This is a genomic window from Acinetobacter johnsonii (genome assembly GCF_048551975.1).
In the GTDB taxonomy this organism is placed as follows: Bacteria; Pseudomonadota; Gammaproteobacteria; order Pseudomonadales; family Moraxellaceae; genus Acinetobacter; species Acinetobacter johnsonii_A.
In genome coordinates this window covers 101,047-123,437 of record NZ_JBIMCF010000009.1, presented here as the reverse complement: position 1 = coordinate 123,437, position 22,391 = coordinate 101,047, and the positions used below count along the sequence as shown (strand labels likewise).

Sequence of the window (22,391 nt, the reverse complement as noted above, 5' to 3'; positions counted from 1 at the left end):
TTAAGCTTCCTCTGCTTTAATGGTCAGTTGTTCGATCTGCTTTTTTGGGGTGGCATTAAGCACCACGCGGTTGATGTAGATACCCGGTAAATGGATGTCATCTGGATCAATTTCACCAATTTCAACCACCTGTTCAACTTCGGCAATCGTAAATTTGCCTGCCATAGCACAGTCAGGGTTAAAGTTACGTGCTGTTTTACGGAATACCAAGTTGCCCGCTTTATCAGCCTTGTAGGCTTTCACTAAAGCAATGTCCGCAGTGAGGGACATTTCTAAAATATGCGGACGACCATGAAAGTCACGGACTTCTTTACCTTCGGCAATGAGGGTGCCTACACCTGTTTGGGTGAAAAATGCAGGAATACCTGCACCGCCTGAACGTAGTTTTTCTGCTAGTGTACCTTGTGGTGTAAGCTCGACTTCAAGTTCACCATTCAGATACTGTCGCTCAAACTCTTTGTTTTCACCGACATAAGAGGCAATCATTTTTTTAATTTGTTTGGTTTCTAATAATTTACCTAAACCGAAGCCATCCACACCTGCATTATTCGAAATACAGGTTAAACCTATGACACCTGTATCTTTTAAAGCATCAATTAATGCTTCTGGAATACCACAGAGGCCAAAACCACCCACGGCAACCGTTTGATTATTGGCAACCACATCAGCTAATGCTTCGGCTGCATTTGCGACGACTTTATTCATCTTTTATTTCCTGATCTTCCTTGCTTGTTATTTTTTTAGCATTGCGCAGCACTTTTTAGAAATTGAATCTTTCTAACGTATAATAAGAAAAACTCATTAATGCAGAATATTCACGTAGAAAAATAAATAAAAGAAGAGTCAAAGCATGTGGTAAAGCCATGCAAATAATCATACGGCTTATTCTGAGCTATTAAGGTTTAGCTTCAGTTTCGTCCGCAGGAGGGAGAGCTTCGCTTAGAAATGATGCCAAAGTGTGGTTTCAATAAATTGGGACGACATGTTAGACAGTTCATAATCTTTCTTATAAATAATGCCCACCGCGAGTTGCGCTTGATTTTCCTCAATTTCAACCAACACATTTTTTTCAAGATCGATGAATTTTTGGAAATGTCGTGGAATAGCACTGACACCCATACCATAGGCAACAAAGTGAGATAGAGAACTGATTTGGTGGCATTCGACTTTCAAATCCAACACCACTTGATGCGCCGCACACTGCTCCTCAATCACATGCCGAATAATCGAGGGGTTTTGTAAGGTCACAAAAGGATAAGAGCAGAGTTCAAGCCATGTCACGCTTTTTTGTTTGGCTAAGACGTGGTGTTTAGGCAAGAGAGCGAAAAAGTCTTCATTGAATAAGGGCTGAAAAATCAGTTGATCATTCGGTTTAGGTTCAAAACAAATGCCAATCTCAAAGATGCCTTCTTGAACTTTTTCAATGATTTTTTCATTGGTGATGTCATGGATTGAAAAACTGATGTTGGGGTGCTGCTGTGCAAAATCATGCATCACTGCGGGGAGTACTGCATGAGTGGCAAAGGGCATTGAGGCAATATTTAAAGTGCCACGGTTAAGTTTAAAGCGCTGCTTGACATCTTTTTCCATATCCTCCCAGTTGGCCAGAAGCTTTTTGGCATAGGGAATAAGGGACTGACCTTCAGTAGTGATTTCTACTCGGCGCGTGTTGCGTTTAAACAGTTTGCCACCCAGTTCTTCTTCTAATGTTTTAATGCTTAAGCTAAGAGCGGATTGGCTCAGACACAGTTCATTGGCTGCATTGGCATAATTAAGCGTACGTGCAAGGACCAAAAAGGCTTTTAATTGTTTGAGTGTCATGAGTTTCCCTGAGCAATGATGCAACACGATGTTGAATGAAGATGAACGTGTTTTTCTCAAATGGTTTAAATGAAAAATACAACAGACGGTCAAAACAGATCAAGTGATGGAAGTGGGTGCATTTTTATCAAGTCGTCAAAGCAGTATAAGTCGAAGAGCATGATAGTCTGTAAAAATATGTTTTAACTGAATGAAAAATATAAAAAATGGTCATTTCGTGCGATTTTAAAATTTTACCTTTAACTTGATGCAATTAGTTTTATCAGTCTTACTAGGGCTTGGATATTAATCAATTTTTCTTCTTACTCAATGATTATTTTCAAACAATGTGTGGGTTTATATGCATTATAGTCTGACCCATAAGCTGAAATATTAATGCTCTGATGGATAAATATAGTACATAGATCAGAGTGCAAATAGACATCTCGTCATGAGGGAAAATAGACGGTCTATGGATGCATATTAGGTCTTTCCGCACAGGCTGATTGCACTGTGACTCAACTAGATTTGACATCATTCGCCATTAATATCACAGCACATCAAGACATATTTTCTTTAAGGATGGAGTAAAAAATATGTGGGATTTGGGTGTAATTTTATTGTCTCTTGGGCTACTGATGTATACAGCCTACAGAGGTTTTTCTGTCATTCTTATGGCACCGATTTGTGCTTTGTTGGCGGTTTTACTGATTAACCCTGCTAACGTTTTGCCTTTTTATTCAGGCGTGTTTATGCCCAAAATGGTTGGGTTCATTAAAGATTATTTCTTGGTGTTTTTACTCGGTGCCATCTTTGGTAAAGTGGTTGAAATGTCAGGGATTGCCGAATCCATTGCCAAAACCATTGTGAACCTGATTGGCTCTAAAAATGCGATGTTAACTGTTGTGCTTTTAGGGGCGATTTTAACCTATAGCGGTGTCAGTCTCTTTGTGGTGGTCTTTGCAGTTTATCCATTTGCAAATCAACTCTTTAGACAAGCTAATATTCCAAAGCGTTTGATTCCGGGAACAATTGCCCTTGGTGCATTTACCTTTACCATGGATGCCTTGCCAGGAACCCCACAGATTCAAAACGTTATTCCGACGACCTTTTTTGGTACAGACATTTATGCAGCACCTTTTCTTGGTTTGATTGGTGGTGTATTTGTTCTTGTTACAGGTTTGAGCTATTTAGAATGGCGCCGCCGTGTAGCCGCTCGAAATGGAGATGGTTATGCCACAGGTATTGAGCTGACAGACGCAGAAAAAAAGCAGCTTAGTGAAAATCTAGATACAACATCGAATGGTTCTACCGCACGTCAATGGTTGGCTTTTGTACCCCTCATTTTAGTTGCCGTGACCAATAAATATTTATCAACCGCAATTAAAGAATGGTATCCAAATGGTTTCGACTTTAATGCCATTGGACTTGCAGCTTACACTGTCGATGTTGCCAAAACTTCTGCCATTTGGGCCGTGGGCTTGGCCTTAATTGTGGGCATTATCACAGCCATTTCATTTGACTTCCGCCGTGTCTATACGGGCTTCAAAGATGGTGTTAATGCCAGTATTGGCGGGTCTTTACTTGCAGTGATGAATACTGCATCTGAATATGGTTTTGGTGCGATCATTGCGGCCTTACCGGGCTTTGCGATCATTAGTCATGCATTGGGCAATACCTTTACCAATCCACTGGTCAATGGTGCAGTCACCACGACAGTTTTAGCGGGTGTGACAGGTTCAGCCTCTGGCGGGATGAGTATCGCTTTAAGTGCGATGGCTGATCAGTACAATGCTGCGATTCTAGCCATGGGTATTCCACCCGAAGTGATGCATCGTATTGTAGCGATGGCATCTGGTGGTATGGATACCTTACCGCATAACGGTGCCGTGATTACCTTGCTTGCAGTCACAGGTTTAACCCATAAACAATCGTATAAAGACATTTTTGCCATCACGATTATTAAAACCATCGCGGTATTTGTTGCCATTGCTGCCTTTACTTGGTTTGGTATTGTTTAAGACTTTGGAATGAAAAAAGAAGACAACGGAGTACATCATGAGTCAACTGTTAAAAGATAAAGTTGCATTTATTACTGGTTCAGCCAGCGGTATTGGACATGAAATTGCAAAGAAATTTGCCAGTGAAGGTGCCAAAGTTGTCATTTCTGATATGAATGCAGAGAAGTGTGCTGAAACGGTTACAGCTCTTCAAAATGAAGGTTTTGAGGCTTTGTCTGCGCCTTGCGATGTGACTGATGAAGAAGCGTATAAAGCTGCGATTGAACTGACTCAGCAAACTTATGGTCGTTTGGATATTCTCATCAATAATGCAGGTTTTCAGCATGTTGCAGTGATTGAGGACTTTCCAACCGCAGTCTATCAAAAGTTGATTAATGTCATGTTGGTGGGGTCGTTCATTGGTATCAAGTACGCATTTCCCATCATGAAAGCGCAGCAGTTTGGTCGCGTGATTAATATGGCTTCGATTAACGGTCTGATTGGCTTTGCTGGAAAGGCCGGTTATAACAGTGCTAAGCATGGTGTGATTGGTTTGACCAAAGTTGCGGCTTTAGAGTGCGCGCGCGATGGCATCACTGTGAATGCTCTGTGTCCGGGCTATGTTGATACGCCGTTGGTACGTGGTCAAATTCATGACTTGGCTAAAACCCGAAATGTCAGTGAGCAAAGTGCATTAGAAGATGTGATTTTGGCGATGGTGCCACAAAAACGCTTACTGAGTGTAGAAGAAATTGCGGATTATGCAATCTTCCTTGCCAGCGATAAGGCGGGTGGTGTAACTGGTCAAGCCGTGGTAATGGATGGTGGTTATACCGCGCAATAACTTAGCTCAGCACACGTTTAAAAATTGAAAAAACCTCGGCTGTTCGCATCTGAGGCTTTTTTATAGCGATAGAATTTGTATAAGATTTAAAATTCCACTTCATATGAAAATGATAAACAAACATAGGATTAATAAGTAAATTTAAAGATTATTTGTCATTATAATTTTTATTAACAGCTACGTTTGATATTTAGATGAAAAATTAAATTAAATTTTTTTTGCATGTTTTTTATCCGCCACTCGTCTCTATACATACAAACAAGGGATTTATTTATGCTTGTTGAGTTAATGATTATCATTTAATTAATTTCGGGTCGGGGCATGCGTCATTCATCAAAACAATTTACACAGCAGGTCACATATTTAAACTTCTGTATATCACTAGCCATTTCATCTTCATTGATGATGCAAAATGTTGCGGCAGCACCACAAATGGCTGAAATAAATTACCAAATCCCGCAGGGCAATTTAACCAGCGCCTTGAATATGGTCGCACAGAAATCCAATGTTACGTTATTACTCGACCCGAAAAAAACCAATCTATTTCAGGTACCAGCTTTAAAGGGTAAATACACCGCAGATGAAGCCTTTCAGCGTCTATTGCAACACACCCCCTTTAGTATTCAAAAAAATGCGACGGGCTATTTATTAAAAGAAGCATCTGCAACAGCACAGTCAGATTTGGAACACAACAAGGTCATCGCACAAACACTGCCTGATCCACAAAGCGCACAGGCTGTAGATGTAGAAACCCCAAATTCTGTTCACGTACAGCTTGAGGCTCTCAGTTTTAGCGGTGAAAAAGAACGAGATGAGCAAGGCTATGACGATGTCTATGATAAAAATATTTCGACCGTCTATGCAGGAAAAGAAGCCATTGAGCGTTTTAAAGGAACAACGCCTTCAGATTTGCTGAAAGGGATGTCGAATGTGTATAGTGGAGATGCCCGTAATAGTGGAGCTTTAGATCCGAATATTCGGGGTATGCAAGGGCAGGGACGTGTACCCGTCACGATTGATGGAACAGAACAGTCGATGACGGTGTGGCGTGGCTATAACGGTGCCAATAGCCGCAGTTATATTGATCCGAATTTACTCAGTTCGATTCAAGTAGTAAAAGGCTCTGTTTTAGATCGTGATGTGAAAACAGGGATTGCGGGTGGGGTGTCGGTTAAGACTTTAGAAGCGGATGATGTTGTACGTCAAGGACAACGCTATGGTGCTGAAATTAAAGTAGAAGGGGCGACGAATACCACCAAAGCCCAAAAAATGCATTCTTATCATGGGCAAGATTATCGGGATGTTGCGGAATCTAAAGGTTGGGAAAAGCTCGGTAGTTACAATGGTGAAGACCCTTTAGGTCAAGTAACTCCAAAAACCAGCAGTGATAATAAACTCACTCATTTAGAAGATCAGGCACTTCGTATTGCGGTGGCGACCAAACAAGATCAGTTTGATTTACTCGCTGCTTATGCCTATCGAGACCGTGGTAACTACTTTGCTGGTAAGTATAATAGCGACTTTTTTAAGCAGGGCGATCGTAGCAAAATTGATTACAACACTGGGCTTGTACCTTATATGGCAACGGTTTGGCAACCAGGCAATGAAGTCACCAATACCTCAAACCGTATGGAATCTTGGTTGTTAAAGGGGAACTGGCGACCAAACGATGACCATGCGCTGCAGTTGACCTATCGTGATACCAACACCATTTATGGCGAAATTATGCCTTCGCGGATTATGTGGCAGACCCAAGACAATGTCCCGCAGTGGCCTGTAAGCGAAGTGAGCACTAAAGCTTATAGTTTGAAATATCGATTTAACCCAGAAAATAGTCGTTGGATCGACTTCAGTGCAAACCTATTTCAGACCGATACAGAATCGCAAACGTATTCGGCAGGCGGTTTCGTGAACTGGATTTCAAAGCGTGACTATGTTTGGGAAGCCAATGTCGATCGTGATGGGGATGGTATCCGAGACCGAAGCCCGGGTGATGGTTTTACCATTCTTGACACCGCATTTACCGATGCCAAAACCACCAATAAAGGCGTAAGTTTAAGCAACAAATTTAATTTTGCCGATGCCTTAAGCTTAACTGTTGGAGCAGATTTAACCCGTGAAAAACTGACCACCAAAGATGAATATATTAACGATAGTCAGGGAACATCTGCTTTTCGCATGTTACCACGAGCAGGGCATCGTTCTGAAAACCAATATTGGTTTAACTTTGATTGGAAAGCGACCTCATGGCTAAACTTAACGGCTGGTGCACGTTCAGTTTCTTATAGTTCTTTTGACGACTTTTTAAATGGCAACAAAGACAGCATTACAGGTTTGTCGACAACAACGAGAACGATTGGGCAGAAACTTTCTTATACTGAAAATGTGGACGTCTACACCCAAGAAATGTTCGATGAAATGCTTAAAAATGGTGCCTTTAATTATGATTGGGGTGGTTTAAATCCTAGACTGCGTAGCCGTGCGCAACGTGCGATTGGTAAAGCCTATCAATTTAAAGGCGTACATTACTGGTATGCTGACGCAGATGGAAAATTTCATGCCGAGAATAATCCATTCTTAAATGGAACGGTCGACTTAAGCGAAAAGAATTTGGCACTCGATGCCAATGGTCAGCCTGTGGTGAGTTACTCAGAAGTGACTGAAATCAACCCTACTGTGGTGAAAAAGAAAAAAGACCATAAAAACTGGGCACCTGCTATTTCAGCAGCTATTACCTTGAATCCGAACAATCGTTTTTATATTAACTATACTGAAGCCTATCGCATGCCCAGCATGTTTGAAACGACTTTAGGGTTTTCGGCATCACAGTCAGGTTATGATCTAAAACCCGAGCATGCCCACAACTTTGAACTGGCTTATGTATATAACATGAAGGATTTGTTGAACTTACAAAAAGGGCATGCAGACATCAAACTGGCATATTTCCATAATAAAACAGAAGATGTAATTGAACGTAATAACCAACTGAAATTTAGCAATATTGATAAACAGACTGTCGAAGGCTATGAGTTTTCAGGGCGTTTTGACAATGGTAAATACTTTACCGATTTATCCTTGGTTTATAACTCAAAAAATGAAGTTTGTGATGAAAGTTCAGGCCTGCTTGCAAGTCTAGACGCCATGACTATGTCGGGTGTAGCAAAAACCTGTATCAATTATGGTTTCCCAACAGGTTATTTGGTCAATATGGCTCTACCAGAATATCAAGCCAATTTAACCCTCGGCACACGGTTATTGGATAACAAATTAGAGTTGGGCACACGTCTGAATTATTTTGAAGGCTATGACCATCCTTATATTGGAACTGAGTTGGTGGCTTGGTTTAACGCACCTTTGCAATGGGATGACACTCTGACCGTCGATGCTTATGCACACTATCAACACAGTGAACATCTAGGTTTTGACCTGATTGGAACCAACTTAACCAATCAATACTACTTGGATCCTTTAACCCGTTCTGCGGTTGCTGCTCCAGGTGGTGCGTTTAAAATGGCACTAAGCTATAAGTTTTAACGCGGCATAAAGGTTTTACTACATTGATTAATATATGAATATTGATGAGTTAAGATACTTTGAAATATTCATAGGAGATACCGAAGGTTGGGCACTCTATATCGGCTGAACCTTCAGTAGGAAGTCCATGTATTCATAGGTGGATGTATGGAAAATAACAAAGCTGTATTCGTACAGTTTAATTGACAATTTACATAGCCCGATCTTTTTTATGCTTTACATCTAGAGAATTGAATCAAGCATAAATACAATCTAAATATATAAATAATAATTATTAATATTAGCATTTAATTATTGCTAATCTTAAATTCTAAATAAAAGTAAATGAACAAATGAAAGTTAAGCAACTTACACTGGCATTGATTGCGTCTTTGGGCGTAGTGGGTTCTGCACAAGCAGCCTTGGTTTATGGTCAATCGGACACGACCAATTTATTATTGGGCTCAGCCTATAATCTTTCTGGCACAGCAGCAGCAGGGGGGGGGCCAAGGTCAGTTATTAAATTTGAAAGCATCATTTGAGGATCATCTGGTTAGCTTTATTAATAATCCAAATTATGGCGGTACTTATGATCCTGCAACAGGTATTTATGGGTTGGCTGCAGGGATTGATTTAGCCAGTATTCCATTTCCGCATACAGGTCTCGGTGTTTGGAAGTTCAAAAATGTAAGCCCCGCTGCAAGCAATGATGTTTGGTTTGGCGAGTGGGCAAAAGAAGTGAAAGATGGTGCAGGAAACTATACAGGTGCTGCTGATGCAGCAACCCGTACAGTCTTCTATATTGGTAACAATACTGGCGCGTCGGTACCCAATGCAGGTACTGCAACGTATAGCGTGAGTGGGATTAATAATGGAAACAACCTCACGGCCACGGGTGCCAATACATTTACTGCAAACTTCAATAATGCAACTTTGACGGGTCAATTAACGGGTACAGGTACGGTGACCAGTTTACAAGTAAATGCTGATATTGATGCAAGCTCAGCAAGCTTCTATGGAACTGCCACTGCAAATGGTTCAATCGCAGGTGATGCATCGGGTCACTTCTTTGGTAACCAAGCGACAAATACAGGCTCTTTAGCTGGTATTGCTCAGTTTGATAACCGTAACTTAGATACGGCCTTTGGTGGTGCCCAAACTTCATATACCCCTTAATTCAAAGGCGTGAAGGACTTACTTCGGTAGGTCTTTTACATTTCTATGTTTTATCTTTTGAGTGTGAGTAATGAAAAAAAAATGGTTAATTGGCATATTCCTTTTAAGTCAACAACATATATAGTCAAATCATTATAAAACCAATACAATGGTGCAATGAGTTATTCAGAACATTTTAGACGTAAAATTTTAGCTAAGCTTGAGGAAGGTTATTCTATTCGAGCGGTAGCTGCACAATTTGAAATTAATAAAAATACCATTGTTGAATGGAAGAAACGTATAGAGATTAAAAAAACTCGTGTACGTAAACCTTCTAAAATTAACGATGATGCTTTACGTGAAGATGTTGAAAAGTATCCTGATGCTTATCAATATGAACGTGCTGCACGTTTTAATTGTGGTGTTTCATCTATTGGTGCTGCATTAAAGCGCTTAAATATTACAGTTAAAAAAAGACGTTAAGCCATCCTAAAGCAGATACAAAGCTTAGGGATAAATTTATTCAGCAAGTGAATGAATTAGAAAAAAAACCATCCGATTATTTATCTGGATGAAAGTGGTTTTAAGTCACATGATTACAGACCTCATGGCTACTCACGAAAAGGAGTACCCTGTCTAGGGCAATATAATTGGCAATTAAAGAATCAGACCAATGCCATTGGAGCAATCCATAAAGGGTAAGTTATTTTCAGTCGGTTTATTTGACTGCAAAATCAATTCAGATGTTTTTCATTTTTGGATTGAGCAATTCCTCATACCAGCATTACCAGAAAATAGTGTAGCGGTTATGGATAATGCAGCATTTCATAAAAGAGCAGATATTCAGGAGTTATTGGAACAACAAGGGCATAAAATTCTTTGGCTTCCTGCATACAGCCCTGATTTAAATCCTATAGAACAGATGTGAGCATGGGTTAAACGTAAGCGTAAAGAATGGTTGATCGATTCAGTCGATGAGTTATTTCAAGTTTTTTTCGAATCCTGTATGAATAATAAAGTAGTTTGACTATATATGCAGCAGATGACGACACTCAGTTGCGTTTGAACCAAGAATTACAACAACAGCAATTACAAATAGAACAGCAGTTCAAACAGCAACAAAACATAGACTCTCATTCATTACCGACGATGGTGATTGATGGGGAGGCCGTTCAAGTTCAGCCGAATGTGGAAGAAGTTGGACGTGCTTTATACATTGCAGTCATGCAGAAACAGTGGCAGGCCGCTCAGATCTACTTAAATCGCTATTTAAGTTTTAAAGATCATGACCTATCTTTGGCTTATTTTGCGCAGGCCTCACTGGCAAGAATACAAGGTCAGACGAAACAAGCCGAGCACCTATTTCAACACGCCTTAGAATTGCAGCCTGACAATATGATGATTCGTTTAGAATTGGCAAGATTATGGACAGAGCAACAAAAAAATAAAGAAGCCAAACAGTTGTTTGAACAGGTGAAACAGCATTTAGTCGGTGCGAATGATCAAATCAGCCAAAATATTAATCACACCATCGACTTGTATTTAAAAACTTTGAATCAAAGGGATACATGGCAAGGCAATGTTGCTTTGGGGATGCGCCATGCAACTAATATTAATAACTCCTCCGAGCGCTATACACTGGTTCCAACCATTGTCGGGGTGGATACAAATGATGAATATATTATTCGCGACTTAAAGCAAGGTACTCCAGACCCAATTGATGCAAGTGCATTCGACTATGAAACAGTCATCAGTAAACGCTGGTCACTTGTAGGGCAGCATGGACTCGCACTCAAAGCGTTGGGTTATGGTAAAAGTTACCAAAACCAAAGCGACTATAATGAAACCACGCTCAATTTTAATGCAGGCTATAGTTTTCAAAATCCACGCAATCAAATTTTAGTTGCACCTGTGTTTGAACATCGACGCTATGCCAATGATACTTTGTCAAATGCTTATGGTATACGGGCTGAATGGATGCGATTTATCGGACAGGATAAAGCCTTAAAACTGGAAGCAGAAATAGAGGATATCGATCACATTTTATATGAAAAACAAAGTGGTATTGAAAAGTCGATATTCTTGACCTTTTGGAAAGTTCTACTACAGCAGTGGACGTTGTTTTCAGGGTTAGACTATGTCGATCACAATACCGAGGAGCAGTATTTTGCAGCTTATGAACAACAAGGTGTTCGCTTTGGTTTGAGTAAACCGATTATCGATGGGATGAACTTGACTGTGTTCAGCTCTTTACGCTGGAGACAGTACGATCAATATGTCAATGGTTTTGGTTTTGATACTCGACGTCATGATTTTGAACAGAATTACACTGCTGTATTACAAATGCCTAAATTTACCATGTATGGTCTGACCCCCAATTTAACCTACAACTATAACCAAAATAAAAGCAATGTAGACTGGCTATATAGCAATGATAAGCAAAGTTTAAGTTTAAAGTTTGAATATAGGTTTTAAACTAGGAGGCTCTAATTTTGACGTAGGTGACATAGTTCCCGATTTGAAAAAAATCAATCTGAGGATACTGTAACTGGATCAATTGCAGCGTTCCGACTAAGTCTTGTTGAGGGTTAATAATCCCCGTAATTTTGATTTGACTGAGCTCTTTTTCATTAAAAATCATGTAGCCAGTCTGGTAGGCATTTAAGCGATTGAGGAGATCAGGTAAAGCCAGTTCATTGGCTTGAATTTGTTGCATGTGCCATGAGGTCTTCAACATTTGTGCATCAAAGGTTTCGATTTTTCCCAGACCACTTGCGTCAACTTGTATACGTTGACCTTCTGAAACAATTAAAGGCTTAGCTTGATCGGTCAGATTAGCACTGGATCGAACACGTGAATGCAGCATACTGAGCGTACTTGTCTCGTTATATTGGTTGATGATAAAAAGTGTACCAAGTGCTTGGTAGTCAGCTTGTTTGGTATGAACAATAAAAGGACGTGTTGGGTTTTTAGCGACATCGACATAGATATCACCTTGAATCAATTCGATTCGTCTTTGCTCTGCGGTGTAATCCACTTTTATTGCTGATTTAGGCGAGAGGCTAAGCATTGAACCATCTTCAAGCACAATATTTTTCACTTCGCTGGTTGCAGTTTTATAGTCTGCAAAATAATAAGCAAAGGGAATATAAGTAAAACTCAAATAGCCAAGACAACTGACGGCCATGAATAAGAAGAAAGTTTGGTTAAACAAGGACAGCACTTTTTGCTGTTCATGTTCAATGGCTTGAAATGTCTGTTCGACAGTCTCGCCGTGTAAATTTTGTTGGTTTGATAGGCTCTGCATCTCAAGATCAAAGTCTCGAAATTCTTCAAAATAGGGTAGATATTGTGGATGATTTTTTTGCCACGCCTGAAACTCTTGCTGGACTTGTGCACGCTCGGCAGGGTTGTCGCAGTTGAGCCGAATCACCCAGAGTGCAATTTCTTTACGAATATGTCGAGCGTCATTCATTGTTCGCATTCTGCATTCATTTTATGACGTAGCTCATAACAGAGACTCAACCCATCGGCCAAATAGCCTTGTACACTGCGCAGTGATTTTCCTGTTAATTCAGCAATCTCAGTTTGGCTATAGCCTTCAATATAATAAAGAATAAAGGACTGACGTACTTTAGCGGTGGTTTTGCCTAATGCAACCGATAGGAAATCCAGAATTTGTACCGTTTCTTCAATGGTGTTGTCTTGGATTAGCTCTTGCCCAAATTGAGCTTCATCATAAAGATTTTTTAGATAATTGGTTTCAATCACATTACGTCGATGCTGATCAATCAAAACGTGTTTGGCAATATTAATCAAATAAGCTTTCGGTTCTTGAATTGAAGCTAACTTATGTTTGGCTTGGATCAAACGCACAAAAGTATCTTGGACAATATCGGCAGCATTAAAAGGATGACGAATCCGATATCTCAACCACTGAATTAACCAATCATGGTGTTGAAGATAGAGTTCACCAATTAATTGCTGTTGTGCTTTGGAAGAGGTGGGAGGTGCCATAATACTTCCCTAAGGCTTAAATGATAGTGATTATCATTTATGATGTGTTCAAATGCAATAGCTTGTAAAGTAAAAAATAGCGAATTTTCAGTGTGCGAAAAACTTTGAATATTTTTGCGTATTTTGAGCATTTCATTCGTCTCTATGTATAAGTCCAGTTTTTATGGTTTAGGAAAAATCATCAATCTTAAAATGACCTTGGGTGTTATTTAACGTTGTATGAAATTCTAAAGGCATCGAACATGGAAATCAGCGCAGAACAGCAAAGATAGGATTTTAACGTGACTACCAGTATGAACCAGCAGCTAGAAACAAGTTTATCCCAGCGTCTAAAAACGGAAACATCGACTGAACATGATCGTATGGAACAGTTAATGGAGCAGGCAAAGGTCTTTGAAAACCAAAGCAATTATGCACGTTTTACGTTATCTCAGTACTACTTCCAAAAGGATGTTGAACATTTATATGCACATCCAGATGTGGTTCAAATTATCCCTGATTTAGATGTTCGTGGTCGTTCAGATGCGGCATTACTGGACTTAAAGGATTTGGGACTAGAGCCACAGTCCACCCGCATTGCAACAGATGGGGTCAGCTTTCCTCAAGCTTTGGGTTGGATTTATGTGTCTGAAGGTTCGACTTTAGGTGCAGCATTTTTATTTAAAGCGGCACAGCACCAATTTGGTTTTACTGCGGACTTTGCAGCGCGTAATTTGGCTGCATATCCAGAAGGCCGTGCTGTGGTTTGGAAACGCTTTAAGCGAGCTATAGATGATGCAAACTTTAGTCAAGAGCAGCAGGATCAAGTGATTGAAGGGGCGATGCAAGGCTTTTCCCGTTTTGGTCAATTGTTAGCAGACTTGGAACAGTTGAAGTAAGAGGGAAATATGCAAAATACCGAGTTAAGCTTAATATCTAAATCCAAAGATGAGTCAGATGCACATCTTGCAAAATCGATTTGGGTACGTTGGTTGTGTATTGGGCTGGCTTGGATTTGTTTATGTATTGGGACTTTAGGGATTATTATTCCTGGTTTACCCACCTTTGACTTTTATTTTTTAGCGACTTTATTTGCAACCAAAGGTTCTGCACGGTTGCATCGATGGATTATTCAAAATCGGTTGATTGGACCCATTTTACAGCAGTGGAGAGAACATAAAACTCTACCAACAAAAGCAAAAATTTTTTCGCTATTCAGCATGAGCCTTGCTGCGGGGTTCATGCTTTGGAAAGTACCTCATCCTTATTTTGTTGGTATTACTATTTTGCTCATGGTCGCTGTCCAAATTTGGATTTGGTGGAAAAAATAATCTGAGCGGCAAAAATCAATAGGTACAGAAAAGTCTCAGCATGGTATTCATTTGCTGATTCGGTATAAAAAAACTAAATAAAAATAATCAGTTTTAAATCAATAAAAAAAGATGGTTTTTATTTTTATCTTATTGAATGGATTATTCTTTTATTAAATTGCATTGCAAATTACAGCTTCTGCCACACTTGATTTTCATCCTCAAAAGACACCGTAAAATTAAAACGAGAGTCCGCCGTTACCAAGTAACCTGTAGGTGTTTTCATGAGAACTTTAAGCACAGTGCCTTCTTCAAAGTTAATGGGTGGAAAGTCTTCTTTTGTCAGTGTGAGTGGTTTGATCAGTTCAATTACTAGGGTTTCCATGTCATAGATCCAATAGTTTTTAATAAAAAAGATAGTAGCATGAAGTCATTTTAAAATGTGCAAACTTCATTCTTTTATACATAAAATCAACAAGTAATCGTATGGTTGTCAGAGAAATACCGCCATTGCACTCGCTTTAAATCCTAAGCAATTTTTCAGTTTGAAACCCAAAAGTTGTAAGCAATAAAATATTACTTTAAATCTAAGGCAAAGCCTGTTCGTATTTTCATCAGTTATTGAAATAATTTATTTTGATTGTGATATGACTGATCAAATCGGAAAATAATGTCCTGAGCTCTTGTGAAGGGGCATACAAATCAAATAACGTATAACCCAATAAGGATAAGTAAAGTGTACAAACTTGCTGTAATGCGATTGCACTAAATTAAGAAATAAGGATTAGTATGCACGGATTGCATACCTGAAACATAAAAGGGATATATATCGTTCATGTTTAAGTCATTTTTCCCAAACCCTAAATGGTTTTTTATCTCATTGATAGTGTGGTTTATTGTCAATCTTTCTTTATGGTATTCGGGTGGCAGCGGATGGGGACGTTGGATTGGCTTTCCTACAGGTTATGCCGATGCTGATTTAGTTATTGGAGTGAGCCGTTTTTGGTCTCCGTCTTTTCTGTGGTTCTATCTCTGGTTTTTTATAGCGACAACACTCTTTGCCTTATTTTGGCGTTTTGTCTCAGACAATAAATGGCAACGCTGGTCGATTTGGGGCTCCGCATTTATTCTGTTTAACATCTGGTTTGGTGTACAGGTCAGTGTTGCCATCAACGCATGGTATGGACCATTTTGGGATCTCATTCAAAGCATGCTTGGCAAAGGGGGGAGCATTAAAGACCTATATATGGGTACTTTAACTTTCTTGTATATTGCGATGGTTGCGGTCACTTTCGCAGTGATCAATGCCTTTTTCACCAGCCACTATGTATTTCGGTGGCGTACTGCAATGAATGAATACTACACCCAACACTGGGAAAAATTACGTCATATAGAAGGGGCATCACAACGTGTGCAAGAAGACACTATGCGCTTTGCTACTATTTTAGAAGATTTGGGCGTTGAGTTGATCAAGGCTGTGATGGTGTTGGTGGCTTTCTTACCAATTCTATTTGAGCTTTCAAAGCATGTTCCTGAATTGCCTATTGTGGGTGAAGTAAAGCATTCCCTAGTTTGGGCTTCTATTATTTGGGCTATTTTTGGTACGGTCTTGTTAATGGTAGTGGGAAGTAAACTACCAGGTTTAGAGTTTAATAATCAGAAGGTTGAAGCGGCTTACCGTAAAGAGTTGGTGTATGGGGAAGACCATGCAGACCGTGCCCAACCTGCAACATTGGTCGAACTGTTTAGCAGAGTAAGAAAGAATTATTTTAGACTTTATTTTCACTATGCTTATTTTAACTTAGTCGCGACATGGTATCGACAACTGGATATTTTATACAGTTTGGTGGTGTTATTTCCCGCAATTGCAGCAGGGAAAATGACTCTAGGTTTAATCAACCAAATTGGTAATGTGTTTGATAAAGTACGAGAGTCATTTCAATATCTAATTTTGTCATGGAAAACCATTATTGAACTGCTCTCGATTTATAAGCGGCTAAAAGCTTTTGAATCGACTTTGGATGACTAAATATTTTTGATGTATCTCACCTGCCTTTCACGGCAGGTTTTTTTATGTGTTCAAACATCATTTTGTCTGTAACTTTTGTTGTGTGGTTCAAACTAAATTAATGAAATGTTGTTGGGTTTATCACAAAACAAGGCAGAATGATGTGTACGTCAAGCTAAAATAAATAATAAAAACAGTTGTTTAAGTTTGTTATTTTATGAGCTTTCCGCTAATGTTTTTATGCGGGTGTTTAAGAGTAAAGTCGTAGTGAATTATAAAATTTTATGTGTATTTGGGTTTTTGGGGAGTGTGTTGCAGGGCTGTACCAGTCTGGGAAATATAGCACAAACAGCTTTTACAAATATTTCATCACCACAAGAACTCATCGTAGAACGAAAAATTAATGATACCGATAAAAACAGCAAAGAATACGTGTATCACACGGTAGGCGTAAAAAATGAAAAAGATATCGAGGTGCTATATCCACGCAGCATGTTTAGTCAGTATTGCCAAGCACATGGTGGGCGTTTTACTCAAACACAAAAAAGTAGTTTTAGCTTAGTGAAAGATCCGTGGGCGAAAAAGTTACTTCGCACTTATAACAGTTTAAAACAGGGCACGGGTGCTTTTCGTTGCCAACTCAATAATGGCGAGCAGTGGTTGGTGAGCATTGAGGCATTGTCTGAACGTAAACTGCCTAACTCAAATGATACTCGTGTGGTTAATCTACAAAGCAAAGTACTGACTGAGCCAGCACCACGGAGTATGGCACCTATTACACCAAGCAAAAAAACGGTGACGAAGGCACCTGCGATCAAGGCAGATGTGAAGAAAGAGGAAGAAAGCAAAAAAGAAGTTGAGGTTAAAAAAGAAAGCAAAAAAGAAGTTGAGGTTAAAAAAGAAAGCAAAGTTGAAGTACCACCTAAAGCTCCTAAAACTGTAGAAACACCACAGCAGCAACAGGCCAAACTGTATGTGTCTGCACGCCGTGATATTAACAGCGGACGCAACCAAGTCGCTGCCTGTAACAGTGCACAACGCGCATATAACTATGGTCGTTTGCCGGGGTCGGATGCCTCAAATGTCTATACCGAATCGGGCATATTAGTTGCACGTTGTTTAACGGGTATTCCAAGTTATAGCAGTCGTTTTTCCAACCCTAAAGGGCAGGCAAAATATGTTTTGCAGAACTTAGCCAAAAACCATAACCATACAGGTGCTAAAAATATGCTCAAGCAAATGAAGTAAGATTTTCGGCTGTTTGCGACTGAACTTCATGTGAGCACCTCAACCAAAGGAAATACATCATGAGTAATGTCCAAAAAATAGCCACCTATTTTACTGCGCCTTTGCTGGATCAGACCTTGCAAGAAATAGACGTTGATATTTCAGTTCAGCCTTAATTTACAAAAATGGCGGAACACATGAGTATTTAGCCGATGTATCAGATGCTATTGAACTCATTTCTGCATCATCGACCAATGCTAGTATGAGTATGGGGCATAAATATGCTGTGCCTGAAGAGATTGAAACGATCCAAACCGATTGGGGGGGAACAAACTCAGCTTGTGTTCGCAGGAAACACTTTTGAGTTTATGCCACTCAAAGCCACGCCTGAAACGGCAGCTGCATTTGGTATGACTTTAGTCAAAGCAGGACAAGCGATTGCAGTTATAGCAACAGAGCAGATGCTATCTCAAATTGAATATCATGATGGCATGATGGCGGGTCATTTTTTCCCTTATGATCCAACTCAAATCAATCTAGCCACGAAAACCTTATACCCCTTTGTCATCACAGACCTAGAGCATCATGACTTTTCGCATGTGTTTGCTTCGACCGATCCCAATCAATTGTCGTTGGTGATCTCAGCAGGACGATATTTTCCAAAAAAACAAAAAATTTACTTGACTGATTTGTGGGTAGAACATGGTGACGCACTTTATATTCTTGAAATGCCGAAACAAGTCGCTCCCGAATTTATCGATTTACATAATAACCGTAATACTGCTTTAGCGTGTTAGAAGGGCGAAAGTAGTCAATCTACGATTCAGATGCATACTTTGCTTGACCCCAAAGGTTATTTTTATTGGTTTTGGAATGCATGCCCGACCATACACCCACAGCTCACTGCCTTTGAAACTGCTGAGTTGGATAGGGAAATCGCTTGAATTGAACGAATCAATTTTGATCCAACTACGCGGCAATTTTACAGTTCCATAACAGGCTGATTGACGGGCTTTGTGATACAAAGAATGCAATTGTTGATTGGAGTTGAGTTTATGTCACAGCCTGTTTTAAGCGTTTTATGTGGTCGGTCTTCTGCTATTTTTCGTCATGCTGTTTTTGCAGTAGCATTGTGTGGTTCAGCCCAATTTGCAACGGCTAGTACTACAGTCGACCAACTGAGTAATTGTTTGGTGAAGTCAACGACAGCAACAGATAAAACCACTGTGTTACAGTGGACGTTTGCGGCATTGGCCGCGCATCCAGATCTAAAGGTGTATAGCAATGTCACTGATGCACAGCGTACACAGCTAGATAAAAACCTCGCACAGGTTTTACAACGCATTTTGGTGGAGCAATGTTCAGCGCAGACCAAAGCCGTGATTCAAGCTGAAGGCTTACAAGCGGTTGGAGACAGTTTTCAGGAACTTGGACAGATTACAGGTGAGGAAATTTTAAAGAACCCTGAAGTGAAAGGGCAGTTGCAAAGCGTACTGCGCTATGTGGATTTGAATAAATTGGTCGCGACTTTTTTAACCCCAGAGATTTGGAATAAGTTGGGTGTAACGAGGTAGTTCGGCCTTTGAAGATTATGAATAGTGAGAGCGATTTATAAACTGAATCGAAAGCATTAATGTTATAAAAAAGTCATTAAAAAAGCTCCTTGAATCGAAGGAGCTTTTTTATTTTTGAATCTAAAGGCTGATAGGCCATCTCATAAAAGATTCATTTGAGGAACAACACAATTAAATCGTCACAGTCGCCCCTAAAGCTCGAATAAACTGCGCCATCCAAGCAGGGTGTGCAGGCCAAGCCGGTGCTGTGATCAAGTGTCCATCGGTTACAGCTTCTGTCACTTCAATGTCTGCATAAGTTCCGCCTGCTAGTTTCACCTCGGCTGCACAGGCAGGGTAAGCGGAACAAGTACGACCTTTGAGTACATCGGCTGCCGCAAGAATTTGTGCACCATGACAAACTGCTGCAATTGGTTTTTTCGCAGCATCAAACTCACGCACAATCTCAAGGATACGTTCATTCATGCGTAAATATTCGGGCGCACGTCCACCGGGAATGACTAAACCGACATAGTCCGCAGTGTGTACCGCTTCAAAGTTGTAGTTGATGGCAAAGTTATGACCGCGTTTTTCACTATAGGTTTGCTCGCCCTCAAAGTCATGAATGGCTGTGGCGATGCTTTCGCCCTCATTTTTATCGGGGCAGACTGCGTGTACGGTATAACCTAGACCTGTTAAAAACTGAAAAGGTACCATCGTTTCATAGTCTTCGGCATAGTCACCCACGAGCATTAAAATTTGTTTTGACATCTTTAAACCCTCTTAATTGTTTGTGCAGATTTGTGTTCACTTTTGATCTAAATTAGCACAGTTCAGATGTCATCTTTAAGTGGTGGTTTGCTGTCTTTAGTCGTAAAGGTTTTTTGTTTGAAATGGAATACAGGAAGCAAGTAGCTACTAGATAAAACGTGGTGTAGGCGTTACAGCGAATTCTGATTGAGCAATATTCAGCACAGACCAAAGCCGTGATTCAGGCAGATGGCATTCAAGCGGTTGGCGAGAGTTTTCAGCAGTTGGGGCGCATTACAGGCGAGGAAATTATAAAGAATACTGAAGTAAAGCAGCAGTTGAATGGTTTGTTGCGTTATGTGGATTTAAACAAGATGGTGACGACGTTTTTGACACCTGAGATTTGGAATAAGTTGGGTGTGGTGAGGTAGTTTTATCTCTTCTAACAGAGAGGGAATCTTCATTACTCTAATTATGACATTTAATTTGTAATGAAAGTTCCTTCTCCTTGTGGGATGAGCAACACTGTTGCGCAAGGGGGGATGAGGGGGGCATTACAATAAATTAGGATAAAACTGCTCAAATTCTTTATTCATAGCCTCACCACGTAATAAATAGCCTTTAGGCTGAATATAGCTATAAATTTCTCGTGCAGGTTGTTCATGCCAGCCAATATTAAATGCACAAAGTTTTGGGAAAAATTGTAGGTGATTGTAATTCAAATTATTATGAATCCAATAGGCGAGTTGTTGCCAATTGTCTTGATCTTTTTCATACAGTGCTAAAAATGATGGAATGACAATACACGCCGTTGCCTCATAACCTTTTGCATCGGGATAGTCCCAAATATGACTCGCAAAGTTTTTTTCATTATTCGCGCAGTTATGTCCTTTTTCGTTGCCAAGTTGGTTGACGCTTGGAGAACGGTATGCCGAGCGAATCGCAATTCGTCCAAATTTATCTTGGAGTGGTTCGAGCAGTTGCTCGCACAGTTGTGTACCTGTGTAGATGGGTTTTTCAGGATGATCGGGGGAAGTTGGGTACACCGTACCAATTGGCAATTTCGCTATAGAGGAAGTCACGCATAAAAAATGACTTTGAGAGTTGGATGCGTCCTAAGTCTTCAAGTTTGGCAATGGAGGACACTTTTTTGATGGATATGTTGTTTGGGTTAGGTGTATTTCATTTTTAAGTTAAAGTTATTTTTGAAAAAAAGATCTTTGATTAAACTAGATTTTTTACATTACAAGCGGATTTTTAAATCGTATAATATAAAATTACTCTAATAATTAGATGTTTATGCTCTTAGATTTAAATGAGGGGAAATTTGTAATTGGAACTTTTTTCAAATAAATATCTTTATTATTTTACATGTTTAGTTGCTGATCTAATTTACTTAATCTGGTTCGTATGGTGTATGTTTTTTCCTAAAAAGCTCTTGCAAAAAATTGCTATTTTTATTGTAGTCTACATTTTTTTAACTTTAGCATTAACTATTCTCTATTTTTATTTAGGTAGTTTGTATCCTGAAGATCTTGGGTTAAATAGTAAGGATGTAGCTAAATGGTCGAGATATGATCTTATTTCTATATTTTTAGGTGTTGGGGCATTTATGGCACCTATTGCGGTTTTACTGGGATTTGATTTATGGAAAAGACAGTTATTTGAAACCTCTAAAATAAAAATGTTAGGTGAATTAAAGAACATCGTATCCAAACAAAGAGAAATTACAGCGAAATATAGGTTAAGTGATAATGCTGAAAATCTTCGAAATCGAGAAGATGCTGTTTTTAAAGCGAATGAGAAAAAATGGTCTGATGAATTTGAAAACTATCGTTGGGAAATTATGAAAATTTTAGAAACTGATGGTTTTTATATAGGGGTTGACAGTAACGAAATTAAAAAATTATATGAGTTGAATAACTCAACATTGGACATAATCACAAAACTTGAATCAGCAGCAATGCAACTCAGGTTTTGTTGGATTGGTAATGCTACTATTGATAAGCAAGAAGATGAAAAGGATCAGGATGATAATACAGTAATTTTGAAAAGAATCTTCTTAATAAGTCCTACTAACATGTGTGTAAAAATAAATTTAGATCGAAATCCCAATTTAAAAGAAGTTTTTTCAGACTATGAAAAAGAAGTCATTTATAAAAGACTAAATGATTTTTATGATTATTTAAATATTCTATTAAAAGAAGCATATCTTTAAGAAAAAACCCGCTCTAA

Annotated in this window: 22 protein-coding genes and 1 pseudogene; 16 read left to right on the top strand and 7 right to left on the bottom strand. The window is 39.4% G+C overall.

Going from position 1 to position 22,391, the window contains the following annotated elements; translation table 11 throughout:
• Both ACG9ZB_RS09525 and ACG9ZB_RS09520 read right to left on the bottom strand, forming a co-directional pair.
• Positions 1–705, bottom strand: coding sequence for a CoA transferase subunit A (locus ACG9ZB_RS09525; protein ID WP_419325488.1), 705 nt, complete (start codon positions 703–705; stop codon positions 1–3).
• 234 nt (positions 706–939) lie between these two features.
• Positions 940–1,821, bottom strand: a complete 882-nt coding sequence (locus tag ACG9ZB_RS09520; protein ID WP_419325486.1) for a LysR family transcriptional regulator — start codon at positions 1,819–1,821, stop codon at positions 940–942.
• 575 nt (positions 1,822–2,396) lie between these two features.
• Here ACG9ZB_RS09520 and ACG9ZB_RS09515 point away from each other — a divergent pair.
• From ACG9ZB_RS09515 to ACG9ZB_RS09480, 8 genes are all read left to right on the top strand, one after another.
• Positions 2,397–3,821, top strand: a complete 1,425-nt coding sequence (locus ACG9ZB_RS09515; RefSeq protein WP_419325484.1) for a GntP family permease — start codon at positions 2,397–2,399, stop codon at positions 3,819–3,821.
• Positions 3,822–3,858: 37 nt separating this feature from the next.
• Positions 3,859–4,644 carry a 3-hydroxybutyrate dehydrogenase gene (locus ACG9ZB_RS09510; RefSeq protein ID WP_333655491.1) on the top strand — a complete coding sequence of 262 codons (786 nt, stop codon included), beginning with the start codon at positions 3,859–3,861 and terminating at the stop codon, positions 4,642–4,644.
• A 321-nt stretch (positions 4,645–4,965) separates the two neighbouring features.
• Positions 4,966–8,178 carry a TonB-dependent receptor domain-containing protein gene (locus ACG9ZB_RS09505; RefSeq protein ID WP_419325482.1) on the top strand — a complete coding sequence of 1,071 codons (3,213 nt, stop codon included), beginning with the start codon at positions 4,966–4,968 and terminating at the stop codon, positions 8,176–8,178.
• A 332-nt stretch (positions 8,179–8,510) separates the two neighbouring features.
• Entirely contained in the window at positions 8,511–8,699 is a 189-nt protein-coding gene (locus ACG9ZB_RS09500; RefSeq protein ID WP_419325480.1) for a hypothetical protein, read from the top strand.
• Positions 8,683–9,333 (top strand): Slam-dependent surface lipoprotein, encoded by a 651-nt coding sequence (locus ACG9ZB_RS09495; protein WP_419325479.1) that lies wholly within the window; start codon positions 8,683–8,685, stop codon positions 9,331–9,333. The genes ACG9ZB_RS09500 and ACG9ZB_RS09495 overlap by 17 nt, the downstream gene beginning before the upstream one ends.
• A 156-nt stretch (positions 9,334–9,489) precedes the next feature.
• On the top strand, positions 9,490–9,795 hold the full coding sequence (locus ACG9ZB_RS09490) for an IS630 transposase-related protein (RefSeq protein ID WP_000122230.1): 306 nt from the start codon (positions 9,490–9,492) through the stop codon (positions 9,793–9,795).
• 190 nt (positions 9,796–9,985) lie between these two features.
• Positions 9,986–10,240, top strand: a complete 255-nt coding sequence (locus ACG9ZB_RS09485) for a transposase (RefSeq protein WP_419325478.1) — start codon at positions 9,986–9,988, stop codon at positions 10,238–10,240.
• Positions 10,241–10,335: 95 nt separating this feature from the next.
• Positions 10,336–11,787 (top strand): surface lipoprotein assembly modifier, encoded by a 1,452-nt coding sequence (locus tag ACG9ZB_RS09480; protein ID WP_419325477.1) that lies wholly within the window; start codon positions 10,336–10,338, stop codon positions 11,785–11,787.
• A gap of 1 nt (position 11,788) precedes the next feature.
• Here the strand turns inward: ACG9ZB_RS09480 and ACG9ZB_RS09475 are convergent, their stop codons facing one another.
• A complete protein-coding gene (locus tag ACG9ZB_RS09475; protein ID WP_419325475.1) occupies positions 11,789–12,796 on the bottom strand; it encodes a FecR family protein in 1,008 nt (335 codons plus the stop codon).
• Positions 12,784–13,329, bottom strand: a complete 546-nt coding sequence (locus ACG9ZB_RS09470; protein WP_087014137.1) for an RNA polymerase sigma factor — start codon at positions 13,327–13,329, stop codon at positions 12,784–12,786. Before ACG9ZB_RS09470 ends, ACG9ZB_RS09475 begins: the two co-directional genes overlap by 13 nt.
• Positions 13,330–13,610: 281 nt before the next feature.
• Between ACG9ZB_RS09470 and ACG9ZB_RS09465 the strand changes: the two genes are divergently transcribed.
• Both ACG9ZB_RS09465 and ACG9ZB_RS09460 read left to right on the top strand, forming a co-directional pair.
• Positions 13,611–14,207, top strand: a complete 597-nt coding sequence (locus ACG9ZB_RS09465) for a biliverdin-producing heme oxygenase (RefSeq protein WP_419325473.1) — start codon at positions 13,611–13,613, stop codon at positions 14,205–14,207.
• Between the two features lie 9 nt (positions 14,208–14,216).
• Positions 14,217–14,639, top strand: coding sequence for a YbaN family protein (locus ACG9ZB_RS09460; RefSeq protein ID WP_419325472.1), 423 nt, complete (start codon positions 14,217–14,219; stop codon positions 14,637–14,639).
• 169 nt (positions 14,640–14,808) lie between these two features.
• On the opposite strand, the gene ACG9ZB_RS09455 is transcribed toward ACG9ZB_RS09460, so the two are convergent.
• Entirely contained in the window at positions 14,809–15,003 is a 195-nt protein-coding gene (locus tag ACG9ZB_RS09455; RefSeq protein WP_419325471.1) for a hypothetical protein, read from the bottom strand.
• Between the two features lie 450 nt (positions 15,004–15,453).
• Between ACG9ZB_RS09455 and sbmA the strand changes: the two genes are divergently transcribed.
• The 4 genes from sbmA to ACG9ZB_RS09435 all read left to right on the top strand — a co-directional run bounded on the left by sbmA (position 15,454) and on the right by ACG9ZB_RS09435 (position 19,427).
• On the top strand, positions 15,454–16,647 hold the full coding sequence (sbmA, locus tag ACG9ZB_RS09450) for a peptide antibiotic transporter SbmA (protein ID WP_419325469.1): 1,194 nt from the start codon (positions 15,454–15,456) through the stop codon (positions 16,645–16,647).
• Between the two features lie 246 nt (positions 16,648–16,893).
• The gene (locus ACG9ZB_RS09445; RefSeq protein WP_419325468.1) at positions 16,894–17,874 is read left to right on the top strand and encodes a hypothetical protein; all 981 of its coding nucleotides are present in this window, start codon (positions 16,894–16,896) and stop codon (positions 17,872–17,874) included.
• A gap of 260 nt (positions 17,875–18,134) precedes the next feature.
• Entirely contained in the window at positions 18,135–18,650 is a 516-nt protein-coding gene (locus tag ACG9ZB_RS09440; protein WP_419325467.1) for a hypothetical protein, read from the top strand.
• A gap of 258 nt (positions 18,651–18,908) precedes the next feature.
• Positions 18,909–19,427: a hypothetical protein gene (locus tag ACG9ZB_RS09435; RefSeq protein ID WP_419325466.1), complete on the top strand. Its 519-nt coding sequence runs from the start codon at positions 18,909–18,911 to the stop codon at positions 19,425–19,427.
• Between the two features lie 171 nt (positions 19,428–19,598).
• Here the strand turns inward: ACG9ZB_RS09435 and ACG9ZB_RS09430 are convergent, their stop codons facing one another.
• The gene (locus tag ACG9ZB_RS09430; RefSeq protein WP_125275100.1) at positions 19,599–20,177 is read right to left on the bottom strand and encodes a DJ-1/PfpI family protein; all 579 of its coding nucleotides are present in this window, start codon (positions 20,175–20,177) and stop codon (positions 19,599–19,601) included.
• Positions 20,178–20,347: 170 nt separating this feature from the next.
• Here ACG9ZB_RS09430 and ACG9ZB_RS09425 point away from each other — a divergent pair.
• Positions 20,348–20,587, top strand: a pseudogene (locus tag ACG9ZB_RS09425) (hypothetical protein); the annotation flags it as partial.
• Positions 20,588–20,710: 123 nt separating this feature from the next.
• Here the strand turns inward: ACG9ZB_RS09425 and ACG9ZB_RS09420 are convergent.
• The gene (locus ACG9ZB_RS09420) at positions 20,711–21,238 is read right to left on the bottom strand and encodes a hypothetical protein (protein ID WP_419325465.1); all 528 of its coding nucleotides are present in this window, start codon (positions 21,236–21,238) and stop codon (positions 20,711–20,713) included.
• 335 nt (positions 21,239–21,573) lie between these two features.
• Between ACG9ZB_RS09420 and ACG9ZB_RS09415 the strand changes: the two genes are divergently transcribed.
• Entirely contained in the window at positions 21,574–22,374 is an 801-nt protein-coding gene (locus tag ACG9ZB_RS09415) for a hypothetical protein (RefSeq protein ID WP_419325464.1), read from the top strand.
• The last annotated feature ends 17 nt before the right edge of the window (positions 22,375–22,391 follow it).

What these genes read in the sequence shown, in the direction of transcription:
- ACG9ZB_RS09415 (WP_419325464.1), top strand. Translation starts at nt 21,574, where the DNA reads ATGTTTTTTCCTAAAAAGCTCTTGCAAAAAATTGCTATTTTTATTGTA.
- sbmA (WP_419325469.1), top strand. Translation starts at nt 15,454, where the DNA reads ATGTTTAAGTCATTTTTCCCAAACCCTAAATGGTTTTTTATCTCATTG.
- ACG9ZB_RS09525 (WP_419325488.1), bottom strand. Translation starts at nt 705, where the DNA reads ATGAATAAAGTCGTCGCAAATGCAGCCGAAGCATTAGCTGATGTGGTT.
- ACG9ZB_RS09510 (WP_333655491.1), top strand. Translation starts at nt 3,859, where the DNA reads ATGAGTCAACTGTTAAAAGATAAAGTTGCATTTATTACTGGTTCAGCC.
- ACG9ZB_RS09470 (WP_087014137.1), bottom strand. Translation starts at nt 13,329, where the DNA reads ATGGCACCTCCCACCTCTTCCAAAGCACAACAGCAATTAATTGGTGAA.
- ACG9ZB_RS09460 (WP_419325472.1), top strand. Translation starts at nt 14,217, where the DNA reads ATGCAAAATACCGAGTTAAGCTTAATATCTAAATCCAAAGATGAGTCA.
- ACG9ZB_RS09475 (WP_419325475.1), bottom strand. Translation starts at nt 12,796, where the DNA reads ATGCGAACAATGAATGACGCTCGACATATTCGTAAAGAAATTGCACTC.
- ACG9ZB_RS09455 (WP_419325471.1), bottom strand. Translation starts at nt 15,003, where the DNA reads ATGGAAACCCTAGTAATTGAACTGATCAAACCACTCACACTGACAAAA.
- ACG9ZB_RS09500 (WP_419325480.1), top strand. Translation starts at nt 8,511, where the DNA reads ATGAAAGTTAAGCAACTTACACTGGCATTGATTGCGTCTTTGGGCGTA.
- ACG9ZB_RS09520 (WP_419325486.1), bottom strand. Translation starts at nt 1,821, where the DNA reads ATGACACTCAAACAATTAAAAGCCTTTTTGGTCCTTGCACGTACGCTT.
- ACG9ZB_RS09490 (WP_000122230.1), top strand. Translation starts at nt 9,490, where the DNA reads ATGAGTTATTCAGAACATTTTAGACGTAAAATTTTAGCTAAGCTTGAG.
- ACG9ZB_RS09435 (WP_419325466.1), top strand. Translation starts at nt 18,909, where the DNA reads ATGTCACAGCCTGTTTTAAGCGTTTTATGTGGTCGGTCTTCTGCTATT.
- ACG9ZB_RS09485 (WP_419325478.1), top strand. Translation starts at nt 9,986, where the DNA reads ATGCCATTGGAGCAATCCATAAAGGGTAAGTTATTTTCAGTCGGTTTA.
- ACG9ZB_RS09440 (WP_419325467.1), top strand. Translation starts at nt 18,135, where the DNA reads ATGCTGTGCCTGAAGAGATTGAAACGATCCAAACCGATTGGGGGGGAA.
- ACG9ZB_RS09515 (WP_419325484.1), top strand. Translation starts at nt 2,397, where the DNA reads ATGTGGGATTTGGGTGTAATTTTATTGTCTCTTGGGCTACTGATGTAT.
- ACG9ZB_RS09505 (WP_419325482.1), top strand. Translation starts at nt 4,966, where the DNA reads ATGCGTCATTCATCAAAACAATTTACACAGCAGGTCACATATTTAAAC.
- ACG9ZB_RS09430 (WP_125275100.1), bottom strand. Translation starts at nt 20,177, where the DNA reads ATGTCAAAACAAATTTTAATGCTCGTGGGTGACTATGCCGAAGACTAT.